This is a genomic window from Pseudomonas fluvialis (assembly GCF_014207935.1).
Lineage (GTDB): Bacteria > Pseudomonadota > Gammaproteobacteria > Pseudomonadales > Pseudomonadaceae > Aquipseudomonas > Aquipseudomonas fluvialis_A.
The window spans coordinates 420,223-440,306 of record NZ_JACHLL010000002.1 but is presented as its reverse complement, the minus strand read 5'-3'; the positions used below and the strand labels follow the sequence as shown (position 1 = coordinate 440,306).

Here is a 20,084-nt window from a genome sequence, read left to right as displayed (position 1 = left end):
GTAAATGAGCATTCTGAGCGCGATTGACCAGCCTGCGGCTGTTACTGCGTTGCAACGCAGCCTGGGCGACGCGCAGCAGACTTTGAACAGGTTCTCAGACGATATCGAGACGGATCTTCTGCTGCTGCAGCTGCTGGGCGATGGCCGCCGGCGGGGCATGATCGGTGAACACGCGGTCGACCAGGCTCAGCGAGCCCAGACGCACCACGGCGTTGCGACCGAACTTGCTGGAGTCGACGGCGAGAAACACCTGGCGGGCGTTGTCGATGATGGTCTGCGACACGCGCACTTCCTGGAAGTCGAAGTCGAGCAGGCTGCCGTCCTCGTCGATGCCGCTGATGCCGACCAGGGCGAAGTCGACCTTGAACTGCTGGATGAAATCCACGGCCGCCTGGCCGACCACGCCGCCGTCGCTGCGCACCATGCCACCAGCCACCAGCACCTCGAAGTCATCCTTGCCGGCCAGGGTGGCGGCCACGTGCAGGTTGTTGGTAATCACCTTGAGGCCGCGGTGGTTGAGCAGGGCGCGGGCGATGGCTTCGGTGGTGGTGCCGATATTGATGAACAGCGAGGCGTGGTCGGGAATGGCCGCCGCCACCGCTTCGGCGATGCGCTGTTTCTCCTCGCGCATCTGCTCGGCGCGCATGCTGTAAGCGGTGTTGCGCGTGCTGCTGCCTTCGCTCGCCGCGCCACCGTGGGTGCGCCGCACCAGGCCGAGTTCGGCCAGCTGGTTGATGTCGCGGCGGATGGTCTGCGGGGTGACGGCAAAGGCCTGGGCCAACTCATCGATACTGGCGTAGCCGGTTTCATGGATGCGGTCGAGCAACTGCTGTTGGCGCGGCGCTAGGGTCATGCGGGCACTCCTTGAGATGGCGGGAGTATACAGGCTGCCTGGGGGAGTTTTTATGGCTTGCCAGGCATGGCTGCCATCCAGCGAGCTGTCGTTGTCTGGCGTGAAAAACTGCGTCCTGCAGTTTTTTCCGTTAAGGTAGCGCATCTTTTCGTTTGTTTTCGGAAACGAACATGACGCCGGCTATCGATCTGCTCAAGAAACAGCGCGCGGAACATCGCGTGCACAGCTATCAACACGATCCCAAGGCCGCTTCCTACGGGCTGGAGGCTGCTGAAAAGCTTGGCCTTGAACCGGCGCGGGTGTTCAAGACCCTGCTGGCAGCGACCGAGAAGGGCGAGCTGCTGGTGGCCGTGGTGCCGGTGGCCGGCAGCCTCGATCTCAAGGCACTGGCCAGCGCGGCCGGGGCCAAGAAGGCCGAGATGGCCGATCCTCAGGCGGCGCAGCGCAGTACCGGTTACCTGCTCGGCGGCATCAGCCCGCTGGGACAGAAGAAGCGCCTGCGTACCTTTATCGATCAGTCGGCCGGGCAGTGGCCGAGCATCTATGTCAGCGCCGGCCGGCGCGGTCTGGAGGTCGAGCTGAGCGCCAGCGTGCTGGCTGAGCTGACCGCCGGGCAATTTGCCGAGCTGGCCCGCGGCTAATAACCTTCGTTATCCAACCATCAAGCGCGCCCGCATCCGCACGGGCACGTCGGAGCACAACAATGAGCCAGTACCTTCTCGCCATCGACCAGGGCACCACCAGCAGCCGCGCCATTGTTTTCAGCGCCCAGGGGCTGCCGGTGACCAGCGCCCAGCAGGAGTTCAAACAGTATTTCCCCAAGGATGGCTGGGTCGAGCATGACGGCGAGGAGATCTGGCTGACCACCCTCAAGGTCTGTCGCGAGGCCCTGCAGAACAGCGGCCTGCAGGCGTCTGAAATCGCTGCCATCGGTATCACCAACCAGCGTGAAACCACTCTGGTATGGGATGCTGCGACCGGTACGCCTATTCACCCGGCCATTGTCTGGCAGGACCGTCGTACTGCCGATTACTGCGCTGGGCTGAAGGAGAAGGGTCATGAGGCGGCGGTGGCGGCCAAGACCGGTTTGCTGATCGATCCGTATTTCTCAGCCACCAAGATTCGCTGGATTCTCGACACGGTGCCCGGCGCCCGCGAGCGGGCCGAGCGTGGTGAACTGCGCTTCGGCACGGTGGACAGCTTCCTGCTCTGGCGCCTGACCGACGGCCGCTCGCACAAGACCGATGCCACCAACGCCTCGCGTACCCTGCTGTTCAACATCCATAGCCAGCAGTGGGATCAGGAGCTGCTCGACCTGTTCGAGATTCCGCGCAGCCTGCTGCCGGAGGTACTCGACTGCGCCGCCGACTTCGGCACCACCACGGAGGAGTTGCTCGGTGCGGCGATTCCGGTGCTGGGCATGGCCGGCGACCAGCAGGCCGCGTTGATTGGCCAGGCCTGCTTCCAGCCCGGCATGGTCAAGAGCACCTATGGCACCGGCTGCTTCATGATCCAGAACACCGGCACCACCCCGGTGGCGTCCCAGCACCGCCTGCTGACCACCGTTGGCTACCGCCTCAAGGGGCAGACCACCTATGCGGTGGAGGGCAGCATCTTCGTCGCCGGTGCGGCGGTGCAGTGGCTGCGTGACGGCATCAAGCTGATTAGTCATGCCCGTGATACCGAGGCGCTGGCCGAGGCCACGGGCGATGCCTGTGGCGTCTATCTGGTGCCGGCCTTCACCGGTCTCGGCGCGCCTTATTGGGACCCGCGCGCGCGTGGCGCCATCTTCGGCCTGACCCGCGACACCGGGATCAAGGAGATCGTCACCGCCGGCCTGCAGTCGGTCTGCTACCAGACCTGCGACCTGCTCGAAGCCATGCGCCGCGACGGCGCGGCCGCGCCCAGCGCGCTGCGGGTGGATGGCGGTATGGTGGTCAACAACTGGGTCATGCAGTTCCTCGCCGACATCCTCGGCGTGCCGGTGGAGCGCCCGGAAATCACCGAAACCACGGCGCTGGGCGTGGCCTACCTGGCTGGCCTGCAGCTGGGGCTGTACGCCAGCCTGGATGACATTGCGCGGATGTGGCACCGTGACCGGCGTTTCGAGCCGCGCATGGGCGAGGCTCACCGTGCCCGTCTTTATGATGGCTGGCTGGATGCAGTCAAGCGGGTGCGCAGCGAAGGCTGATAACGGATGAGGGCAGGGGATGCGCAGACTGAGGCAGGCATGGCTGGGCGTTGCTGCGCTGCTGCTGAGCGGGCAGGCGCCGGGGGAAACCCTGGTGATTGCCGGGGACCTCTGGTGCCCGGTCAACTGCGCGCCTGATTCGCCACGGCCCGGCATCTATGTCGAGCTGGCCCGCGACATCTTTGCCGAGGCCGGAATCGCTGTTGAATACCGTGTGATCAACTGGGCGCGGGCCCTGCAGGAGGTGCGGCAGGGTCATATCAATGCGGTGATCGGCGCGGCCCGGAGCGATGCGCCGGACTTCGTCTTCACCGAGCAGCCGGTCAGCCAGTCGCGCAACTGCTTCTATACCGTCCGCGAAAGCCAGTGGCATTTTGATTCCCTGAAATCCCTGCATACGCAGCGTCTGGCCGTGGTCAACGACTACAGCTACGGCGAGGAACTGGATGCCTACGTGCAGGCCGAGCAGGGTAACCCGCAGCACCTGCAGGCGGCGGCCGGCCAGCAGGCATTGGCGCTGAACCTGGCCAAGCTGCTGGAAGGCCGGGTCGACGTGGTGCTGGAAAACAGCTGGGTGATGCAGGAGTACCTGGCCCGGCGCGGCTATGTCGGTACGCTGCGTGAGGCCGGCTGCCAGCAGCCGGATATTCCCATCTACCTGGCGTTTTCCCCGGCCCTGCCGCGTAGCCATGACTATGTGCGGCTGCTCGACCAGGGCCTGCGTCGCTATCGCGCCGATGGCCGACTGCAGGCTCTGCTCGAACGCTACGGGGTCAGGGAAGGGCGCTGACCAGGCGGCTGTTCATCACACCTTCGTAGGCAGTGGTCAGATCGTTCATCTGCCACAGCAGGGTTTCCGTGGTGGTGGTGATGACGGTCGGCACATAGCGTGAGTCGCCCGACAGGCGGAAACCCGCGCGGGAAAAGGCCCACTGGGCACCCGACTTCTTCAGCGCCGCCTGGATCGCCGGAGTGTTTTCCTCGGCGGCCTGCAGCTGGCCAAGCGCCGTATCGAATTCGCCCACGGCCTGATTGAAATGCTGCTCCAGGCCCGCGACGGGTACATGCCAGCTCATGGCCAGGTACAGCTTGGCGATGCGCTGACTGAGCATGCGCTGCCGGCCGCTGCGGTTGACCAACTGGGCCGAGCGGCTGCCGGTGTGCGCCTCGATCAGCCTGACCACCTTTTCGCACTGGGCCAGCAGGCTGTCGCTTTGTGCCAGCACCTCTGCGGCGCCGGTCTTGTCCGGGGTTTCCAATACCAGATTGCGGTACTCATGCCACAGCCCTTCGACGACCTGAAGTTCGCGGCGAATTTCCTCGCTGGGGGCGTATTCACTGAGCGCCATGTAGTTGCTCTCGAACTTGGCCAGGCTCTGGTCGAGCTGCTGGTTGGCCACGTCCGGACGGATCTGGCTGCCGATCATCAGGTAGCTCTTGGCGATGCGCTGACTGAGCATGCGCTGCATGCCCGACAGGTTCATCGCTTCGGCGTCGTTGATCACTGCCCAGCAGGGCAGGCTGCCCAGGCTGAGACTGAGGGCAAGCAGACTGCGTGAGATCAGTTGACGCATGGTGTTCTCCTTGCGGCAACGAGGCTGCGCTGCAGCCCCGTGCCAACGGCTGGCCCTTAGTAGGTGTATTGCAGTTGCAGCCAGAACTTGTCGGTGTCGACGTTGGCGACGTTGCCACGCAGCAGCGGGGTGTCGGCATCGTAGCTGGCGTACTTGACCAGGCCGACCAGGCCAGGCACGCCGGGGATCGGGTGGCCGTAGGACACATCGATCTCGTCGCCGTAGCTGTCGCTGCCCTGCTCGGCTTCGAAGTCGTGGTACCAGGCCTGCAGCTGGCCGCCCCACAGCGGCGCGGTAACGCCAACGTAGGCGTCCTCGATGCCGTCGGCCGGGGTGGTGAGGAATACGTCAGCCCAGCCCTGGAAGGCATGCTTGGTCGCCAACGGGGTCTGGAAGGCGCGGTTGCCGACGCCGTCGTCACCACCGAGGACTTCATAGCCACCCTTGAACACGATGTTCTGCCAGGTGTAGCCGAGCTCGGCCAGGTAGTAATCGCTGTCCAGGTCCATGGGGTTGTCGGCGTAGTCCTGCTGCTGGGCGTATTCGCCGACCAGACTGACGGGGCCGATGGCACCGGCGGCGCGCACGCCGTTGGTGCGGCTGGCCAGGCTGCCGAGCGGCGCGGCAGCGGTGGTGGCAATGTTGTCCAGACCCAGCAGGTAGCTGTACCCGGTCAGAGTCAGTTGCGGCGCGCCGCGGCGGTCACGCATCAGAATGTACTGGGCGTTGAACAGGTGGCTGTGGCCTTCGATGTTGGCCGGGTTGGTCTTGTTGTCGAAGCGGTTATCGTCCGGGCCGAAAATGGTGTTGATGTTGTCGATGTAGCTGTAGGTCAGGGTCATGCCGGTGAGTGGCTTGATCTGGGCCAGGGCGCCATCGTAGGTCTGCTCGTTCTGGCGCCAGGCCACGCCGCCGACGAAGCGCTGGTTGTCCAGGTTGATGCGCTGGCGGCCGGCCACCACGTTGCCCTGCTTGAAGTCATAGCGCAGCAGCGCCTGGTTGATCTCGCTGCCGTCCGGGTCGGCGACCACCGAGAAGTCTTTCTGACCATTGCGGGTGCTGTTGAAGGATGAGTCGCCGATGCGGCTGACGTTATCGGCTTCGACCAGGCCCGAGAGGCCGTACCACTTGCCGCTCTGCACGCCGATGCGGGTGCGCAGTGTCTGGGCGTTGGCGTTGTTGAGCGCGTTGTCCTGGTCGACGTTCTCGTAGCGATAGCGGGCATCGACGCTGACCTTGCCGTAGTTGACCAGGTTGGCCAGGTCTTCGGCGGCCATGGTGACGCTGCTGAAGGCGCCGCAAACAGCCAGCGAGAGAACGGAGAGAGTGTGAAGACGCATGTCGGTATTCCTTGTGCCAAAACGCAAAAAAAAACGCCACGAGCCACCGTCTCTGATCAGAGCGGGCTTCGTGACGTCGTTGTCGGGTTGGCAGACACGCCGTTGTGCTGTCCGGTGCTGGACTAAGCAGAGACTATGCCAGTTACGTTAGTTCCTTGTTTATTAACGAAATGTTGCTGTTTTTTGGCGTCAGGGCGGTGGTTCGGTGAAGGCATATGCTTTGCCTTTGTGCAGCTGCCCGGCTGTTATGCCCATTTTCGGGTCTGCTGTACCGCTGCGCTCTGGCGCGACTGCGCCATGCTGCATGACGGATCAATCAGGAGAATCGCCATGTCCCTCGCGTTCCATCAGGTCGACGCCTTCAGCGACCGTCCCTTCGCCGGCAATCCGGCCATGGTCTATCGCCTTGATCAGTGGCTGGATGAGGCGCTGATGCAGCGCATCGCTGCCGAGCACAATCTCTCCGAGACCGTGTTCCTGGTGCGTGAGGGCGAGCGCTGGCGCATTCGCTGGTTCACCCCCAATTGCGAAGTGCCGCTGTGTGGTCATGCCACTCTGGCGGCAGCCCATGTGCTGTTCGAGGTGTACGGTGAGCCGGCGCCGGTGCTGCAGTTCGACAGTTTGTCCGGGCCATTGGCGGTGACGCGTCAGGGCGACTGGCTGGAGCTGGATTTCCCGAAGCAGGCTCCTGATGCACGAGACGTGGATGCCGAGCTGCAGCAACTGGTCGGGCAGTCGGTGCAGGCTGCTTTCACCGGTCGTTCGCTGATGGTGGTGCTGGAGTCGGAGGCGGCCGTGCGTGCCTGTCAGCCGGACCTGAAAACGCTGGCGCAATGGCCGTTTCTCGGACTGATCGTTACTGCTCCGGGGCAGCAGCACGATTTTGTTTCGCGCTACTTCGCCCCGGCACTGGGTGTGGATGAGGACCCGGTGACCGGCTCGATCCATTGCAGCCTGGTCCCGTACTGGGCCGAACGTCTGGGCAAACAGGAGTTGGCAGCCTTCCAGTGTTCTAGCCGGGGCGGCGAACTGCGCTGCCGTCTGGAAGGCGAGCGGGTGAAGATTGCTGGGCAGGCGCGACGGGTGGCCAGCGGTGAGCTGCTGATCTGATCTGGACTGGCGGGGCAGCGGGGCAGCAGTCGGTCAGGCGTCGCTGCTGAAGCGGCGTACGCCCGACTCGCCCAGAGGCAGGTGCGCGGCCACGCTGCCCTGAGCGGGGAACAGCACCAGGTGATCGGCGGCCACGCGAATGCCGACTTCTTCACCGGGCTGGTGGTCGGCATGGCTGGGGAAGATGGCTTCCAGCAGCGAGCCGGTGGGCAGCTGCAGACGGTAGAGGGTAGCGGCACCGAGGAAGGTCTTGCCGCTGATGCGCGCCTTGAGCGGGCTGTCTTCGCTGTAGACGATATCGTCCGGGCGCAGCAGAACATCCACCGCGCTGCCGCTGGCCAGGTTGTAGGCGCGGTTGCCGCGCAGCTCGCCGAGTTCGGTCTGTACCGTGTCCGGACTGAGTACCTGACCGCGAATGAAGTAGCCCTGGCCGATAAAGCTGGCCACGAAGGGCGTCAGCGGCTCGTGGTACAGGTTGAACGGGGTGTCCCACTGCTGCAGGCGGCCGGCGTTGAACACGCCGATATGGTCGCTGACGGCGAAGGCTTCTTCCTGATCGTGGGTAACCAGAATGGCGCTGGTGCCGCGGGCCTTGAGGATCTCGCGAACCTCCTGGCTGAGGCGGCGGCGCAGTTCGCCATCGAGGTTGGAGAAAGGCTCATCAAGTAGCAGCAGCGCCGGTTGCGGGGCAAGGGCACGGGCCAGGGCCACACGCTGCTGCTGGCCACCGGACAGCTCATGGGGAAAGCGCTTGGCCAGCGCGCCAAGCTTGACCAGATCGAGCAGTTCGGCGGTGATCCGCGCGGCCTGCGGATCGCGGTGGATACCGAAGGCGACGTTGTCTTCCACCGACAGGTGGGGGAACAGTGCGTAATCCTGAAACACCATGCCGATGCGGCGTTTCTCCGGTGCCAGGGTATAGCCGGCCTTGGAGATCACTTCGCCATTGAGTTCGATGGCGCCTGCCTGGACGGGCTCGAAGCCGGCGATGGCGCGCAGCGTGGTGGTCTTGCCGCAGCCCGACGGGCCGAGCAGACAACCGATATCACCCTGCTTGAGGTGCAGATTGAGTTCCTGCACCACCTTCTGCTCCTGATAGCCGCAGACCAGGTCACGCAGCAGCAACAGCGGGGCAGTCTGATTCATGTTCAGACCCGGTGGGCGTGTTCGACGAGCAGTTCGAGCAGGGCCTTCTGCGCGTGCAGGCGGTTCTCAGCCTGATCCCAGGCCAGCGAGCGCGGGTCGTCCAGCAGGTCGTGGCTGATTTCCTCGCCGCGGTGAGCCGGCAGACAGTGCAGGAAGATCACCGACGGATCGGCGGCATCCAGCAGCTCACGGGTCACCTGGTAGGGCGCAAACGCTTTCTGGCGGATGGCCATTTCCTCTTCCTGGCCCATCGAGGCCCAGACGTCGGTGCTGACCAGGTGGGCGCCGCGCACGGCTTCCAGCGGGTCGCGGATGATCCGCGCGCGATCACCGGCCAGAGCGAGGAACTCGGCCTTGGGCTCGTAGCCTTCCGGGCAGGCGATATTCAGCTGGAAGTCGAACTGCACGGCGGCTTCCAGGTAGGTGTTGCACATGTTGTTGCCATCACCGATCCACGCCACCGTCTTGCCGGCGATGTTGCCGCGCGCCTCGCGGAAGGTCTGCATGTCGGCCAGCAGCTGGCAGGGATGCAGATCGTCGGACAGGCCGTTGATCACCGGCACGGTCGAGTGTGCGGCAAAATCGGTCAGGGTGCTGTGGGCGTAGGTGCGGATCATCACCGCATCGAGCATGCGCGACATGACGATGGCAGTGTCGCTGATCGGCTCGCCACGGCCCAACTGGGTGTCGCGCGGCGAGAGGAAGATGGCCTGGCCGCCGAGCTGGATCATGCCGGCCTCGAAGGACAGGCGGGTACGGGTCGAGGCTTTCTCGAAGATCATGCCCAGCACGCGGTTCTTTAGCGGCTCCAGCAGCACGCCCTTGTTGCGCAGGTCTTTCAGCTCGATGCCGCGGCGGATCAGGGCCACCAGTTCCTGGGGGCTGAAATCCGTCAATGAGAGAAAATGCCTAACGCTCATGGTCGTACCTTAACTGCTGGAGGGGGCGGCCGGGGCTTCGGTTTTGCGGGGAAAACGGCGGAACCCGCGGCACAAGCCGCGCGGGGGCGACAAACAGGAAGGCCGGAATCTTATAAGGAAATGACGCGGCGGCGCAAATCAGGCACTGCCCGCCCATCGACCGGCCTGATGATAGGGGATTCAGCTGTCACGATAGGCTGGTCAGCAGGGCCTGAGCTTCTTAGATTGGCGGGCATGGACTGACCCGACCGGTCGTCTCGCCTACAACGCCACCGCGTTTACAAGAAAGAGGTTAGCCATGAGCAAGACCCAGCATCACCGTGCCTGCCACCTGTGCGAGGCCATCTGCGGCCTGACGATTGAAACTGCCCCGGATGAGCAGGGCGGCGTGCAGATCCTGTCGATCAAGGGCGACGCCCAGGACAGCTTCAGCCGCGGCCATATCTGCCCGAAGGCGGTGGCCCTGCAGGATATCCAGAACGACCCGGACCGCCTGCGCCAGCCCATGCGACGGGTCGGCAGCGAGTGGCAGGCCATTGGCTGGGACGAGGCTTTCGAGCTGGTCGCCGAGCGCCTGAGTGCCATCCAGGCTGCCCATGGGCAGAATGCCGTGGCGGTGTATCAGGGCAATCCCAGCGTGCACAACTACGGCCTGATGACCCACAGCAACTACTTCCTCGGCCTGCTGAAGACGCGCAACCGTTTTTCGGCCACCTCGGTGGACCAGTTGCCGCACCACCTGACCAGCCTGCAGATGTACGGTCATGGCCTGCTGATTCCGATTCCGGACATCGACCACACCGACTTCATGCTGATCCTCGGCGGCAACCCGCTGGCCTCCAACGGCAGCATCATGACCGTGCCGGACGTGGAGAAACGTCTCAAGGCCATCCAGAAGCGCGGCGGCAAGCTGGTGGTGGTCGATCCCCGGCGCAGCGAGACAGCGGCCATCGCCGATCAGCACCTGTTCATCCGTCCCGGGCAGGACGCCGCGCTGCTGCTGGGCCTGCTGAACACCTTGCTGGAGGAAAACCTGGGTCGCGCCACCCATCTGCCGGTGGTGGGGCTGGATGAGGTGCGTGTGGCCATCGCGCCGTTCACCGCCGAAGCCATGGCGCCGCGCAGTGGTATCGAAGCCGGCGCCATCCGCCAGCTGGCGCGAGACTTTGCTGCCGCCGACAAGGCGGTCTGTTACGGACGCATGGGCGTTTCCACCCAGGCCTTCGGCACCCTGTGCCAGTGGCTGGTGCAACTGATCAATCTGGTCACCGGTAACCTCGACCGCGAGGGTGGCGTGCTCTGCACCTCGCCAGCAGTGGATCTGGTCTCGGCCACCTCCGGTGGCAGTTTCAACCGCTGGCAGAGTCGTGTGTCCGGCCTGCCGGAATACGGCGGCGAACTGCCAGTGGCGGCGCTGGCCGAGGAAATGCTGACGCCCGGCGAAGGACAGGTGCGCGCGCTGGTCACGGTGGCCGGCAACCCGGTGCTGTCCACGCCCAATGGCCGGCAGCTGGAACAGGCGCTGGAGGGGCTGGAGTTCATGGTTTCGGTCGATCTGTACATCAACGAGACCACCCGCTACGCCGACCTGATCCTGCCGCCGACCGCGCCGCTGGAGCATGATCACTACGACACCACCTTCAATGTCTTTGCCGTGCGCAATGTCACCCGCTTCAACGAGGCGGTGCTGCCCAAGCCCGAGGGCGTGCTGCATGACTGGGAAATCTTCGTCGGTCTGGCCAAGGCCTTCGCCGCCCGCACCGGTGTGGAGCTGAAACCGACCATGGCGCCCGAGCAGATGATCGACATGGGGCTGCGTTTTGGCCCCTACGGCGACAAGAGCGAGCACAAGCTCAGCCTGGCGGCGCTGCGCGATGCGCCTCACGGTATCGATCTCGGCCCGCTCAGGCCCAACCTGGCCGCGCGTCTGAAAACCGCCGACAAGCAGGTACAGGCAGCCCCCACGCTGCTGCTCGGCGACCTGCCGCGTTTCGCGGCCCAGTCGCAGCCGGCCGAGGGCGAACTGCTGCTGATCGGCCGCCGCCATGTGCGCAGCAACAATTCCTGGATGCACAACTACCACCGCCTGGTTAAGGGTAAACCCCGTCACCAGCTGTTGATGCACCCGGACGACCTGGCCGTCCGCGGCCTGGGCGATGGTCAGCGGGTGCAGGTGCGCTCGCGGGTCGGCAGCGTGGAAGTCGAGGTGGCCGGCAGTGACGAGGTGATGCGCGGGGTGGTCAGCCTGCCCCATGGCTGGGGGCACAATCGTGCAGGGGTGCAGATGGCGATTGCCAGCGCGCAGCCGGGCGCCAGTGCCAACGACCTGACCGACGAGCGCTTTCTGGATGTGCTGTCCGGCAATGCCGCACTCAATGGCGTTCCCGTAAAGGTGACCAGCCTATGAAACCGCTGAATCGGGCCGCTCTGCTGGCCGTCAGCTTCAGTCTGCTTCCGTTGAGTCTGACGGCGACGGGCGAGGCCATGAAGGTCGAGGCGGACAGCTTTCGCTGCATCCGCGAGATGACCCCCGTGCGGCATTTCTATGTCGACAATCTGCTGGGCAACCTCGATGGCACCCTGGCGGCGGCCAATGCGCCCAAAGGCGCCATCTACCCTCCGGGCTCGGTGGTGCAACTGGTGCCCAGCGAGGTGATGGTCAAACGCGAAGCCGGTTTCAGCCCGGCCACCGGCGACTGGGAGTTCTTCGAGCTGGATGTCAGCGACAAGGGTTCCAGTGTGCGCGCGCGCGGTTTTGCCGAGGTCAACAACCGCTTCGGCGGCAACTGCTTTGCCTGCCATGCCCCGGCGCGCCAGCCCTGGGATTTTGTCTGTGAAACAGGGCATGGCTGCGAATCCATCCCGGTGACACGCAAGATGATCGGTGCCTTGCAGCGCTCCGACCCGCGCTGTGGAGAGGAGGTGCTGGAGGAGGGCGACAGCTGGGCGCTGTTCAAGCTCAAGACCCTGGTACTGCTGGGCAAGACCAAGGCGGCTATCACTGGCTGGTTCTAAGAACCTGTCCAAAGTCTGCTGCGCGTCGGTTCTGCTGCGTTAAAGGCAGGTTCGGAATGCTCATTTACTGCTCGTAAACTCGGCTCTGGCTCCTGCTTCGCTCTAACGCCTACATCCCTGTAGGCGTGCGCTTCTCACCTGCTTTCGCCTTGCATACCTCTAGCTCTCTAGTCTTTGAACAGGTTCTAGGCTGGCAAAGACCGAGCGTAACGCTCGACTTTCCGGTAAACTGCGGCCACCCAATCGGCCGCAGGCCGGTCTTGCACGGTTCGTATTCAGTCGTCGAGGTGCCCCATGGACATCATTGAAACCATCAAAGATCAGATCGCCAACAACACCATTCTGCTGTACATGAAGGGTTCGCCGAACGCCCCGCAGTGCGGTTTCTCTTCCCGTGCCGCACAAGCGGTGATGGCCTGTGGCGAGAAGTTCGCCTATGTCGACATCCTGCAGAACCCGGAAATCCGCGCCGAGCTGCCGAAGTACGCCAACTGGCCGACCTTCCCGCAGCTGTGGGTCAAGGGTGAGCTGGTCGGCGGCAGCGACATCATCACCGAGATGTTCGAAAAGGGTGAGCTGCAGAGCCTGATCAAGGAAGCTGTCGGCAGCGCCGCCTGATTCCTTTTCAGGACTGTACATGCTGGACAAAAAAGCCCCGCCAAGTGCGGGGCTTTTTCATGTCGGGAATATGGCTCAGAGATCGAAGTCGTAGTCGCTCAGCTGCTTCTGCAGGCGGCGCTCCTCCAGCAGGTTGTCGATGACCCGGCGCTTGGCCAGGTTGGTCTTGGCGACCACTGGTGCGGCGGGGGCGGCAGTGCTGTCTTCGTCTTCCGCAACGAAGTCGTCTTCGAGAACGATATCTTCTGTTTCAGTGCTCATGGCTTCACTCCAGCGGTCGGGGTGCTGATGGCGCACCTTATAGCGACAAAGTTCTGGAGGGTAAAAAAGATTTTTTCAATCAGCAGCTTGGGGAAGTCTATAAGCCGTCAATCGTCAGAGGTTTTGGCCTTGAACTCGCACAGGTCTTCGATGCGGCAGCTGCCACACTGCGGCTTGCGTGCCTTGCACACGTAGCGGCCATGCAGAATCAGCCAGTGGTGGGCGTCGAGCAGGTAGTCCTTGGGTACGAACTTGAGCAGCTTCTTCTCCACTTCCAGCACGTTCTTGCCCGGCGCGATGCCGGTACGGTTGCTGACGCGGAAGATATGCGTGTCCACCGCCATGGCCGGCTGGCGGAAGGCGGTATTGAGCACCACGTTGGCGGTCTTGCGCCCGACGCCAGGCAGGGCCTCGAGGTCTTCTCGGTTATCCGGCACCTGGCTGCCGTGCTTCTCGACCAGCAGGCGGCAGGTCTCGATGACATTCTTCGCCTTGCTCGGGTACAGGCCGATGGTCTTGATGTAAGCGCACAGGCCGTCATAACCCAGCGCATAAATGGCTTCGGGGGTGTTGGCCACCGGGAACAGCTTGTCGGTGGCCTTGTTCACGCCCACGTCGGTGGCCTGAGCCGAGAGGATCACCGCGATCAGCAGCTCGAAGGGCGAGCTGTAGTTGAGCTCGGTCTTCGGCTCGGGGTTGTCCTCGTGCAGGCGGCGGAAGATTTCCAGGCGCTTGGCGGCGTTCATGCTTACTCGATCACCCCGGTCACGCGCACGCGGCGGCTGGTGGCCGGTGCCGGTGCGGCAGCGGTGGCCTTTGCCCTTTCGGCGGCACGTTCGTCGAGCACGTTTTTCAGTGCGATCAGCAGGCCCAGTACGAGGAAAGCACCCGGCGGCAGAATGGCCAGCAGGAAGCCGGAGTAGTCGCTGAAGAGGGTCAGTTGCCAGTGGGCGGCGATCGGGCCGAACAGCAGGTGCATGTTGCCGAGAATGGCGCCGGTGCCGAGCAGCTCGCGCACGGTGCCGATGGCCAACATCACCAGGCCGAAGCCTGCGCCCATCATCAGCCCGTCAAAACTGGCGTGCAGCACGCTGTTCTTCGCGGCAAAGGCCTCGGCGCGGCCGAGGATGATGCAGTTGGTGGTGATCAGCGGGATGAAGATGCCGAGAATCTGGTACAGCTCGTAGGTGAAGGCCTGCATGAGCAGTTCGATGCAGGTGGTCAGCGCGGCGATGATCATCACGAACACCGGCAGGCGCACGGCGTCGGTGACCTGATTGCGCACCAGTGCCACGGCAGCATTCGAGGCGGCCAGCACCAGGGCGGTGGCGATGCCCATGCCGAGGGCGTTGACCATGGAGTTGCTGACCCCGAGCAGGGGGCACAGGCCCAGCAGCTGCACCAGTCCCGGGTTGTTCTTCCACAGGCCGTTGACGGCGATCTCGCGATAACTAGCCATTGCTGTTCTCCTGCACAGCCAGCAACTCGGCCTTGTGCGCATCGAAGTATTGCAGCGCCTTGTGCACCGCCTTGACCACCGCGCGCGGGGTGATGGTGGCGCCGGCGAACTGGTCGAACTGACCGCCATCCTTCTTCACCGCCCAGCCCGACTCGTCGGGACTGGTCAGCGAACGACCTTCGAAGCTGCGAATCCACGGGCTCTTGGCCAGTTCGATCTTGTCGCCCAGGCCGGGGGTTTCCTTGTGGCCGATGACCCGCACGCCAGCCAGACGGCCATCGGCGAGCACGCCCACCAGCAACACGATGCTGCCGCTGTAGCCATCCGGTGCGGTGGCCTGAAGGATGATGCCGCTGGGCTGCCCTTTGAGGGTGGCCACATAGGCTGGGGTGGCGGTCTTGTTGCCGAGCAGTGGGTCGAACACCTCTCGCGGATGATCGAGCAGGTGGTTGTCGTAGCTGCCTGCGGGCAGGATTTCGCCGAGCGCACGGGCCTTGGCCTCGCGCTCGGCGGCAGCGATGCGATCTGCCGTGCCGAACTGGGTGACGGCGACCAGGCCGACCGTGAGTACGGCAAACAGCCCTAGGACCAGGCTGTTGTTCAGCATCGAGCGGGAGATATCCGGCAGGGCCATGTCATTCCCCCAGCTTGAAGCCGCGCTCGGCCTTGCGGTGGCCGTAGGTGCGCGGGCGGGTGTAGTAGTCGATGGTCGGTGCGGCGAGGTTCATCAGCAGCACGGCAAAGGCCACGCCATCCGGGTAGCCGCCCCAGGTGCGGATCAGGTACACCAGAATGCCGACACCGGCGCCGAAGATCACGCGGCCAAGGTTGCTGGTGGCGCCGGACACCGGGTCGGTAACGATGAAGAAGGCGCCGAGCATGGTGGCCCCGGTCAGCAGGTGGAACAGCGGCGAGCCGTTGGAGTCCGAGCCCGAGCCGTTCCAGAAGATCAGGCTCATGACGAACAGGGCGCCGAGCATGCCCAGCGGCGCGTGCCAGCTGATGATCTTCTTGTGGATCAGGAACAGGCCGCCAAGGAGAAACGCCAGATTGACCCACTCAACGGCCTTGCCGCCAAACTGGCCAAAGGCCGGATTTTGCGCCCACAGCTCGTCCATGGTCAGGCTCTTGTTGACCTTGAGGCTGTCCAGCGCCGTGGCCTGGCTCCAGCCATCGGGCAGGCTGGCCAGACCGAAGATGTGCTGCAGACCTTCCCAGACACCCACACTGTGCGGTGCGGGCCAACTGGTCATGGGAATGGGGAAGGAAATCAGCACCACCACGTAGCCAAGCATGGCCGGATTGAAGGGGTTCTGCCCGAGGCCGCCATAGAGCTGTTTGCCGAAGATGATGGCAAAGCCGACGGCCACCAGGGTCAGCCACCAGGGCGCATAGGGCGGCAATGCCAGGGCCAGCAACACAGCGGTGACCAGGGCGCTGCCGTCCTTGAGGAAAAACGCCAGCGGGCGACGGCGTACTGCCAGAATGGCAGCTTCCACCGCCACTGCGACCAGGCTGGCCCAGACCAGATTGACCAGCGTGCCGATGCCGAACAGCCAGGTGAGGGCCAGGGCGCCAGGGGCGCAGGCCGCCGCCACCAGCAGCATGACGCGCTGGGTGCGGTTGTTGCCCTTGGCGTGGGGCGATGTGATGCGGGGCAGGGCCATGGAGTCTCCGGAAATCAACCTTGATGGGCGGCCAGGGCCTGTTCGGTGGCCGCCAGTCGGGTACGCGCGGCGTCCAGCGCCTCGCTGCTGGCGGTTTCATCGCGCTCCAGCTTGCGCAGATCGGCGCGGGCGAAGGCAACGTCGGTCTTCAGCGCCCGCAGGGCATCATCGACGCCCGATTTGTTGTGGCGCTGCAGCTCGGGTGCCGGTTTGCCGGAAGCCTCCTCGGCAGCGTGCAGGGCCTGCTCGGCGTCTGCCAGGGCGCTGCGCAGGGTGGCGAGGCTTGCTTCGTCGGCCCCGGCCTTTTCCGCCTTCTTCAGCTCGGCGCGCTTCATCGCCAGTTCGATCTTGGCCTTCTTCAGGGCTTCCTCGCCTGGTGATTTGGCGGCGGCTGGTGCGCTGGCGGCAGTGCTTTCCGCAGCGGCCAGTGCCTGCTCGGCCTGACTCAGTTGCTGGCGCAGGGCATCCAGTTCGCTCTGCTGCTCGGCCGTCGGCGCCTCGATCTTTTCCAGCTTGCGGATCTGCGCCTTGAACATGGCCGCTTCGATCTTGGCTTTCTTCAGTGCCTCGTCGGTGGCGGGTTTGGCGGGAGCTGCTGGCGCGCTGGCTTCGGCACTGGCCAGTGCCTGCTCGGCCTGGCTCAGCTGCTGACGCAGCGCGTCCAGTTCGCTCTGTTGCTCTGGCGTTGGCGCTTCGATCTTTTCCAGCTTGCGGATCTGCGCCTTGAGCATGGCTGCTTCGATCTTGGCCTTCTTCAGCACCTCGTCGGCAGCCGGCTGTGCGGCCGTAGGCACTGGTGCAGGCGGGGCAGCAGCCAGTGCTTCCTGCAGGGTCTGCTGGGCGGCATCGGCGGCGGCGCGCAACGACTCGACCTGTGCCTGCAGCTCGGCGGTGTCGTGGGTGGCGAGCTGCTTCTCGGCCTTCTTCAGGGCGACCTGCGCCATGCTGGCTTCGATCTTCAGGCGCTTGAGCTGCTCGTCGGTGGCGGAGGGCGCGGCAGTCGCAGTGGCGGCTTCGGCCTGGGCAGCCTTGGCTTTGGCGGCACGCTCGGCGCGGGCGATGCGCTCGGCTTCCTTCTGCTCTTCGGCGCGGCGCAGGCGCTCCTGACGCCATTCGAAACGCTGCTTGGAGTGTTCGGCCTTCTGCTGCTTCTGTTCCAGTTCGCGAATCTCTGCCTTGGCGGCGCGGTAGTACTGCACCAGCGGAATGCTCGACGGGCAGACATAGGCGCAGGCGCCACACTCGATGCAGTCAAACAGGTTGTGTGCCTTGAGCTGGTCGTGTTGCTGGCCGAGGGCGAAGAAGTGCAGCTGTTGCGGCAATAGGCTAGCCGGACAGGCCTCGGCGCAATCCCCGCAGCGGATGCAGGGCATGGCTGGCGGCGGCGCGTGCAGTTCCTGGCGGGTCGAGGCCAACAGGCAGTTGCTGGTCTTGATCAGCGGTACATCCAGCGAGGGCAGGGTAAAGCCCATCATCGGCCCGCCCATGATCAGACGGTTGAGCTTGCGCTCATCCAGACCGGCAAAGGCAAGCAGCTCACCCACCGGAGTGCCGATCAGTGCGCGTACATTGCCGGGGCGGGCCAGCGCTTCGCCGGTGAGGGTGGTGATGCGCTCGATCAGCGGCTTGCCGTGCACCACCGCGTCATGGATGGCCACACAGGTGCCGACGTTCTGGCAGACGATGCCGATATCGGCCGGCAGGCCACCGCTGGGGATTTCCCGGCCGGTGAGGATCTGGATCAGCTGCTTCTCGCCACCGGACGGGTACTTGGTCGGGAACACCTTGAGTGTGTAGCTGCGCTCGGTCAGCGCGGCGCGCACGGCGGCGATGGCCTCGGGCTTGTTGTCCTCGATGCCGATCAGCACTTCATCGGGCTGGATCAGCTGCACCAGAATATCGATGCCGGAAACCAGCTCGGCGGCGTACTCGCGCATCAGCAGGTCATCGGCGGTGATGTAGGGCTCGCACTCGGTGCCGTTGATCACCAGGGTATGAATCTTCTGTGCCGCGCGGGCCTTGAGCTTGACTGCGGTGGGGAAACCGGCGCCGCCGAGGCCGTTGATACCGGCATCGCGGATTTTCGCCAGCAACGCCGCACTGTCCAGCTGGCGGTAGTCCGGGCAGGGCGCCAGGTCGCTCCACTGATCCTGACCATCGCTGTCGATCACGATGGCCGGTGCCGGCAGGCCGGAAACATGCGGGTAGGGCTGCGGGCCGATAAAGCTGACGAGTCCGGAGGTCGGGGCATGCACGGCAACGCTGACAAAGCCATTGGCCTTGGCGATCAACTGGCCCTTGAGTACGCGATCACCCACCGCCACGCAGGGTTCGGCCGCCGCGCCGATGTGCTGGTTGAGTGGCACGATTAGCTGGCGGGGCAGCGGAGCCTGTTGAATAGGTGAGCCGTTGGAGAGTGTCTTGCACTCGGCCGGGTGGATGCCGCCGGGGATGTCCCAGATCTGTTGGGCGTGGTCGATCAGGGCTGTCATGCCGCATGCTCCCGGTCGGTTGCGATCAGTTGGCTGGCCGGTACGGGCAGGTCCCATTTCCAGCCCTGCAGCGTGCTGCCAACCGGAATCATGTCGATGCAGTCAACCGGGCAGGGCTCCACGCAGAGGTCACAGCCGGTGCACTCGCTGGCGATCACCGTGTGCATCTGCTTGGCGGCGCCGACGATGGCGTCTACCGGGCACGCTTGGATGCACTTGGTGCAGCCGATGCACTCGGCTTCACGGATGAAGGCGACCATCTGCGGCTTCTCGCCGCCCTCGGCGTCCAGCGGTTCGGCTTCCACATCGAGCAGGTCGGCGAGCGCCTGGATGGTGGCCTCGCCACCGGGTGGGCACTTGTTGATCTTGTCGCCGGCGGCGATGGCCTCGGCGTAGGGCTTGCAGCCTGGGTAGCCGCACTGGCCGCACTGGGTCTGTGGCAGCAGGGCGTTGATCTGTTCGGCGATGGGATCGCCCTCGACCTTGAAGCGCACCGCCGCGAAACCCAGGATGGCACCGCAGATCAGGCACAGCGCGAGGATGGCCAGTACCGCAATCAGCACCAGACTCATAGCTTGATCAACCCGGCAAAGCCCATGAACGCCAGCGACATCAGCCCGGCGGTAATCATGCCGATGGCCGCGCCCTGAAACGGCTTGGGCACATCGGCAATGGCAATGCGCTCACGCATGGCGGCGAACAGCACCAGCACCAGGGAGAAGCCGAGCCCCGCGGCAAAGCCGTTGACGCTGGCACTCAGGAAGGTGAATTCGGCCTTGTTGGCATTGAGCAGCGCCACGCCGAGGACGATGCAGTTGGTGGTGATCAGCGGCAGGAAAATGCCCAGCACGCGGTAGAGCAGGGGGCTGCTCTTCTTCACCACCATTTCGGTGAACTGCACCACCACGGCAATCACCAGAATGAAGCTGATGGTGCGCAGGTACTCGATGTTCAGCGGTTCGAGGATGTACTCCTGCACCAGATAGCTGCACATGGCGGCCAGGGTGAGGACGAACGTGGTTGCCAGCGCGAGGCCGATGGCCGTCTCGATCTTCTTCGATACGCCCATGAACGGGCACAGACCGAGGAACTGCACCAGCACGAAGTTGTTGACCAGGATGGCGCTAACCATGATCAGGGCGAGTTCGGTCATGGGCGGTTTCTCATGCGGACGGCCTGCACTGGCTTAGCGGGTTGTTTGGAAAAAGGCCGTTATTATCGGGAAGAGTGTCACGCAGTGCAAAGTCCACTGCGGCAACTGTCAGCGTCGCATGGGTAAATAGACCGTCAAGCACTCATTAGTGCGGATGAGTCTCATCCGGCAAGGGCTGTGAGAACCGCTTGTCGGTCATAAATGTGCGCCTGTCGACATCGTGACGCGCTGGTCGGTGCTTTTGACCGTTCGAGGCTTGGCTAATGTGTGACATGCTAGGGTTAA

Annotated in this window: 20 protein-coding genes; 7 read left to right on the top strand and 13 right to left on the bottom strand. The window is 64.2% G+C overall.

The features are described 5' to 3' along the window. Positions 1-94: 94 nt before the first annotated feature. The gene (locus HNP49_RS07085) at positions 95-853 is read right to left on the bottom strand and encodes a DeoR/GlpR family DNA-binding transcription regulator (RefSeq protein ID WP_184681842.1); all 759 of its coding nucleotides are present in this window, start codon (positions 851-853) and stop codon (positions 95-97) included. Between the two features lie 170 nt (positions 854-1,023). On the opposite strand from HNP49_RS07085, the gene ybaK reads away from it, so the two are divergent. From ybaK to HNP49_RS07070, 3 genes are all read left to right on the top strand, one after another. Continuing rightward, complete coding sequence (gene ybaK, locus HNP49_RS07080; protein WP_184681841.1) at positions 1,024-1,494, top strand: Cys-tRNA(Pro) deacylase; 471 nt, start codon at positions 1,024-1,026, stop codon at positions 1,492-1,494. Positions 1,495-1,556: 62 nt separating this feature from the next. Then, on the top strand, positions 1,557-3,044 hold the full coding sequence (glpK, locus tag HNP49_RS07075; protein WP_184681840.1) for a glycerol kinase GlpK: 1,488 nt from the start codon (positions 1,557-1,559) through the stop codon (positions 3,042-3,044). 19 nt (positions 3,045-3,063) lie between these two features. Beyond that, positions 3,064-3,834 (top strand): ABC transporter substrate-binding protein, encoded by a 771-nt coding sequence (locus tag HNP49_RS07070; RefSeq protein ID WP_184681839.1) that lies wholly within the window; start codon positions 3,064-3,066, stop codon positions 3,832-3,834. Here HNP49_RS07070 and HNP49_RS07065 read toward each other — a convergent pair. After that, positions 3,818-4,618 carry a type IV pili methyl-accepting chemotaxis transducer N-terminal domain-containing protein gene (locus HNP49_RS07065; RefSeq protein ID WP_184681838.1) on the bottom strand — a complete coding sequence of 267 codons (801 nt, stop codon included), beginning with the start codon at positions 4,616-4,618 and terminating at the stop codon, positions 3,818-3,820. The genes HNP49_RS07070 and HNP49_RS07065 overlap by 17 nt on opposite strands. A gap of 56 nt (positions 4,619-4,674) precedes the next feature. Further along, positions 4,675-5,958, bottom strand: coding sequence for an alginate export family protein (locus HNP49_RS07060; RefSeq protein WP_184681837.1), 1,284 nt, complete (start codon positions 5,956-5,958; stop codon positions 4,675-4,677). Between the two features lie 330 nt (positions 5,959-6,288). Between HNP49_RS07060 and HNP49_RS07055 the strand changes: the two genes are divergently transcribed. Then, a complete protein-coding gene (locus tag HNP49_RS07055; protein ID WP_184681835.1) occupies positions 6,289-7,068 on the top strand; it encodes a PhzF family phenazine biosynthesis protein in 780 nt (259 codons plus the stop codon). Between the two features lie 33 nt (positions 7,069-7,101). Here the strand turns inward: HNP49_RS07055 and HNP49_RS07050 are convergent, their stop codons facing one another. Together HNP49_RS07050 and argF are read right to left on the bottom strand one after the other, a co-directional pair. Then, positions 7,102-8,214: an ABC transporter ATP-binding protein gene (locus HNP49_RS07050; RefSeq protein ID WP_184681834.1), complete on the bottom strand. Its 1,113-nt coding sequence runs from the start codon at positions 8,212-8,214 to the stop codon at positions 7,102-7,104. A gap of 2 nt (positions 8,215-8,216) precedes the next feature. Next, positions 8,217-9,134, bottom strand: a complete 918-nt coding sequence (argF, locus tag HNP49_RS07045) for an ornithine carbamoyltransferase (protein WP_184681833.1) — start codon at positions 9,132-9,134, stop codon at positions 8,217-8,219. 298 nt (positions 9,135-9,432) lie between these two features. On the opposite strand from argF, the gene HNP49_RS07040 reads away from it, so the two are divergent. From HNP49_RS07040 to grxD, 3 genes are all read left to right on the top strand, one after another. Beyond that, on the top strand, positions 9,433-11,541 hold the full coding sequence (locus tag HNP49_RS07040) for a molybdopterin oxidoreductase family protein (protein WP_184681832.1): 2,109 nt from the start codon (positions 9,433-9,435) through the stop codon (positions 11,539-11,541). Then, on the top strand, positions 11,538-12,149 hold the full coding sequence (locus tag HNP49_RS07035; RefSeq protein ID WP_184681831.1) for a hypothetical protein: 612 nt from the start codon (positions 11,538-11,540) through the stop codon (positions 12,147-12,149). The genes HNP49_RS07040 and HNP49_RS07035 overlap by 4 nt, the downstream gene beginning before the upstream one ends. Before the next feature lie 294 nt (positions 12,150-12,443). After that, a complete protein-coding gene (gene grxD / locus HNP49_RS07030; protein WP_184681830.1) occupies positions 12,444-12,767 on the top strand; it encodes a Grx4 family monothiol glutaredoxin in 324 nt (107 codons plus the stop codon). Between the two features lie 75 nt (positions 12,768-12,842). On the opposite strand, the gene HNP49_RS07025 is transcribed toward grxD, so the two are convergent. The 8 genes from HNP49_RS07025 to rsxA all read right to left on the bottom strand — a co-directional run bounded on the left by HNP49_RS07025 (position 12,843) and on the right by rsxA (position 19,799). Then, positions 12,843-13,028 (bottom strand): PA3496 family putative envelope integrity protein, encoded by a 186-nt coding sequence (locus tag HNP49_RS07025; protein ID WP_184681829.1) that lies wholly within the window; start codon positions 13,026-13,028, stop codon positions 12,843-12,845. Positions 13,029-13,135: 107 nt separating this feature from the next. After that, positions 13,136-13,774 carry an endonuclease III gene (gene nth / locus HNP49_RS07020; protein WP_184681828.1) on the bottom strand — a complete coding sequence of 213 codons (639 nt, stop codon included), beginning with the start codon at positions 13,772-13,774 and terminating at the stop codon, positions 13,136-13,138. A gap of 2 nt (positions 13,775-13,776) precedes the next feature. Next, a complete protein-coding gene (locus HNP49_RS07015; protein WP_095939326.1) occupies positions 13,777-14,487 on the bottom strand; it encodes an electron transport complex subunit E in 711 nt (236 codons plus the stop codon). Next, positions 14,480-15,121: an electron transport complex subunit RsxG gene (rsxG, locus tag HNP49_RS07010; RefSeq protein ID WP_184681827.1), complete on the bottom strand. Its 642-nt coding sequence runs from the start codon at positions 15,119-15,121 to the stop codon at positions 14,480-14,482. The genes HNP49_RS07015 and rsxG overlap by 8 nt, the downstream gene beginning before the upstream one ends. A gap of 1 nt (position 15,122) precedes the next feature. Next, complete coding sequence (locus HNP49_RS07005; protein ID WP_184681825.1) at positions 15,123-16,154, bottom strand: RnfABCDGE type electron transport complex subunit D; 1,032 nt, start codon at positions 16,152-16,154, stop codon at positions 15,123-15,125. 14 nt (positions 16,155-16,168) lie between these two features. After that, positions 16,169-18,646: an electron transport complex subunit RsxC gene (gene rsxC / locus HNP49_RS07000; protein WP_184681824.1), complete on the bottom strand. Its 2,478-nt coding sequence runs from the start codon at positions 18,644-18,646 to the stop codon at positions 16,169-16,171. Further along, positions 18,643-19,218 (bottom strand): electron transport complex subunit RsxB, encoded by a 576-nt coding sequence (gene rsxB, locus HNP49_RS06995; protein ID WP_095939323.1) that lies wholly within the window; start codon positions 19,216-19,218, stop codon positions 18,643-18,645. The genes rsxC and rsxB overlap by 4 nt, the downstream gene beginning before the upstream one ends. Beyond that, positions 19,215-19,799 (bottom strand): electron transport complex subunit RsxA, encoded by a 585-nt coding sequence (gene rsxA, locus HNP49_RS06990; protein WP_095939322.1) that lies wholly within the window; start codon positions 19,797-19,799, stop codon positions 19,215-19,217. The genes rsxB and rsxA overlap by 4 nt, the downstream gene beginning before the upstream one ends. Between the last annotated feature and the right edge of the window lie 285 nt (positions 19,800-20,084).

Coding starts and splice junctions, on each gene's coding strand:
- rsxG (WP_184681827.1), bottom strand. CDS start 15,121: ATGGCCCTGCCGGATATCTCCCGCTCGATGCTGAACAACAGCCTGGTC.
- HNP49_RS07040 (WP_184681832.1), top strand. CDS start 9,433: ATGAGCAAGACCCAGCATCACCGTGCCTGCCACCTGTGCGAGGCCATC.
- rsxC (WP_184681824.1), bottom strand. CDS start 18,646: ATGACAGCCCTGATCGACCACGCCCAACAGATCTGGGACATCCCCGGC.
- HNP49_RS07065 (WP_184681838.1), bottom strand. CDS start 4,618: ATGCGTCAACTGATCTCACGCAGTCTGCTTGCCCTCAGTCTCAGCCTG.
- grxD (WP_184681830.1), top strand. CDS start 12,444: ATGGACATCATTGAAACCATCAAAGATCAGATCGCCAACAACACCATT.
- HNP49_RS07035 (WP_184681831.1), top strand. CDS start 11,538: ATGAAACCGCTGAATCGGGCCGCTCTGCTGGCCGTCAGCTTCAGTCTG.
- HNP49_RS07015 (WP_095939326.1), bottom strand. CDS start 14,487: ATGGCTAGTTATCGCGAGATCGCCGTCAACGGCCTGTGGAAGAACAAC.
- glpK (WP_184681840.1), top strand. CDS start 1,557: ATGAGCCAGTACCTTCTCGCCATCGACCAGGGCACCACCAGCAGCCGC.
- HNP49_RS07025 (WP_184681829.1), bottom strand. CDS start 13,028: ATGAGCACTGAAACAGAAGATATCGTTCTCGAAGACGACTTCGTTGCG.
- rsxA (WP_095939322.1), bottom strand. CDS start 19,799: ATGACCGAACTCGCCCTGATCATGGTTAGCGCCATCCTGGTCAACAAC.
- argF (WP_184681833.1), bottom strand. CDS start 9,134: ATGAGCGTTAGGCATTTTCTCTCATTGACGGATTTCAGCCCCCAGGAA.
- HNP49_RS07005 (WP_184681825.1), bottom strand. CDS start 16,154: ATGGCCCTGCCCCGCATCACATCGCCCCACGCCAAGGGCAACAACCGC.
- rsxB (WP_095939323.1), bottom strand. CDS start 19,218: ATGAGTCTGGTGCTGATTGCGGTACTGGCCATCCTCGCGCTGTGCCTG.
- nth (WP_184681828.1), bottom strand. CDS start 13,774: ATGAACGCCGCCAAGCGCCTGGAAATCTTCCGCCGCCTGCACGAGGAC.
- HNP49_RS07070 (WP_184681839.1), top strand. CDS start 3,064: ATGCGCAGACTGAGGCAGGCATGGCTGGGCGTTGCTGCGCTGCTGCTG.
- HNP49_RS07085 (WP_184681842.1), bottom strand. CDS start 853: ATGACCCTAGCGCCGCGCCAACAGCAGTTGCTCGACCGCATCCATGAA.
- ybaK (WP_184681841.1), top strand. CDS start 1,024: ATGACGCCGGCTATCGATCTGCTCAAGAAACAGCGCGCGGAACATCGC.
- HNP49_RS07050 (WP_184681834.1), bottom strand. CDS start 8,214: ATGAATCAGACTGCCCCGCTGTTGCTGCTGCGTGACCTGGTCTGCGGC.
- HNP49_RS07060 (WP_184681837.1), bottom strand. CDS start 5,958: ATGCGTCTTCACACTCTCTCCGTTCTCTCGCTGGCTGTTTGCGGCGCC.
- HNP49_RS07055 (WP_184681835.1), top strand. CDS start 6,289: ATGTCCCTCGCGTTCCATCAGGTCGACGCCTTCAGCGACCGTCCCTTC.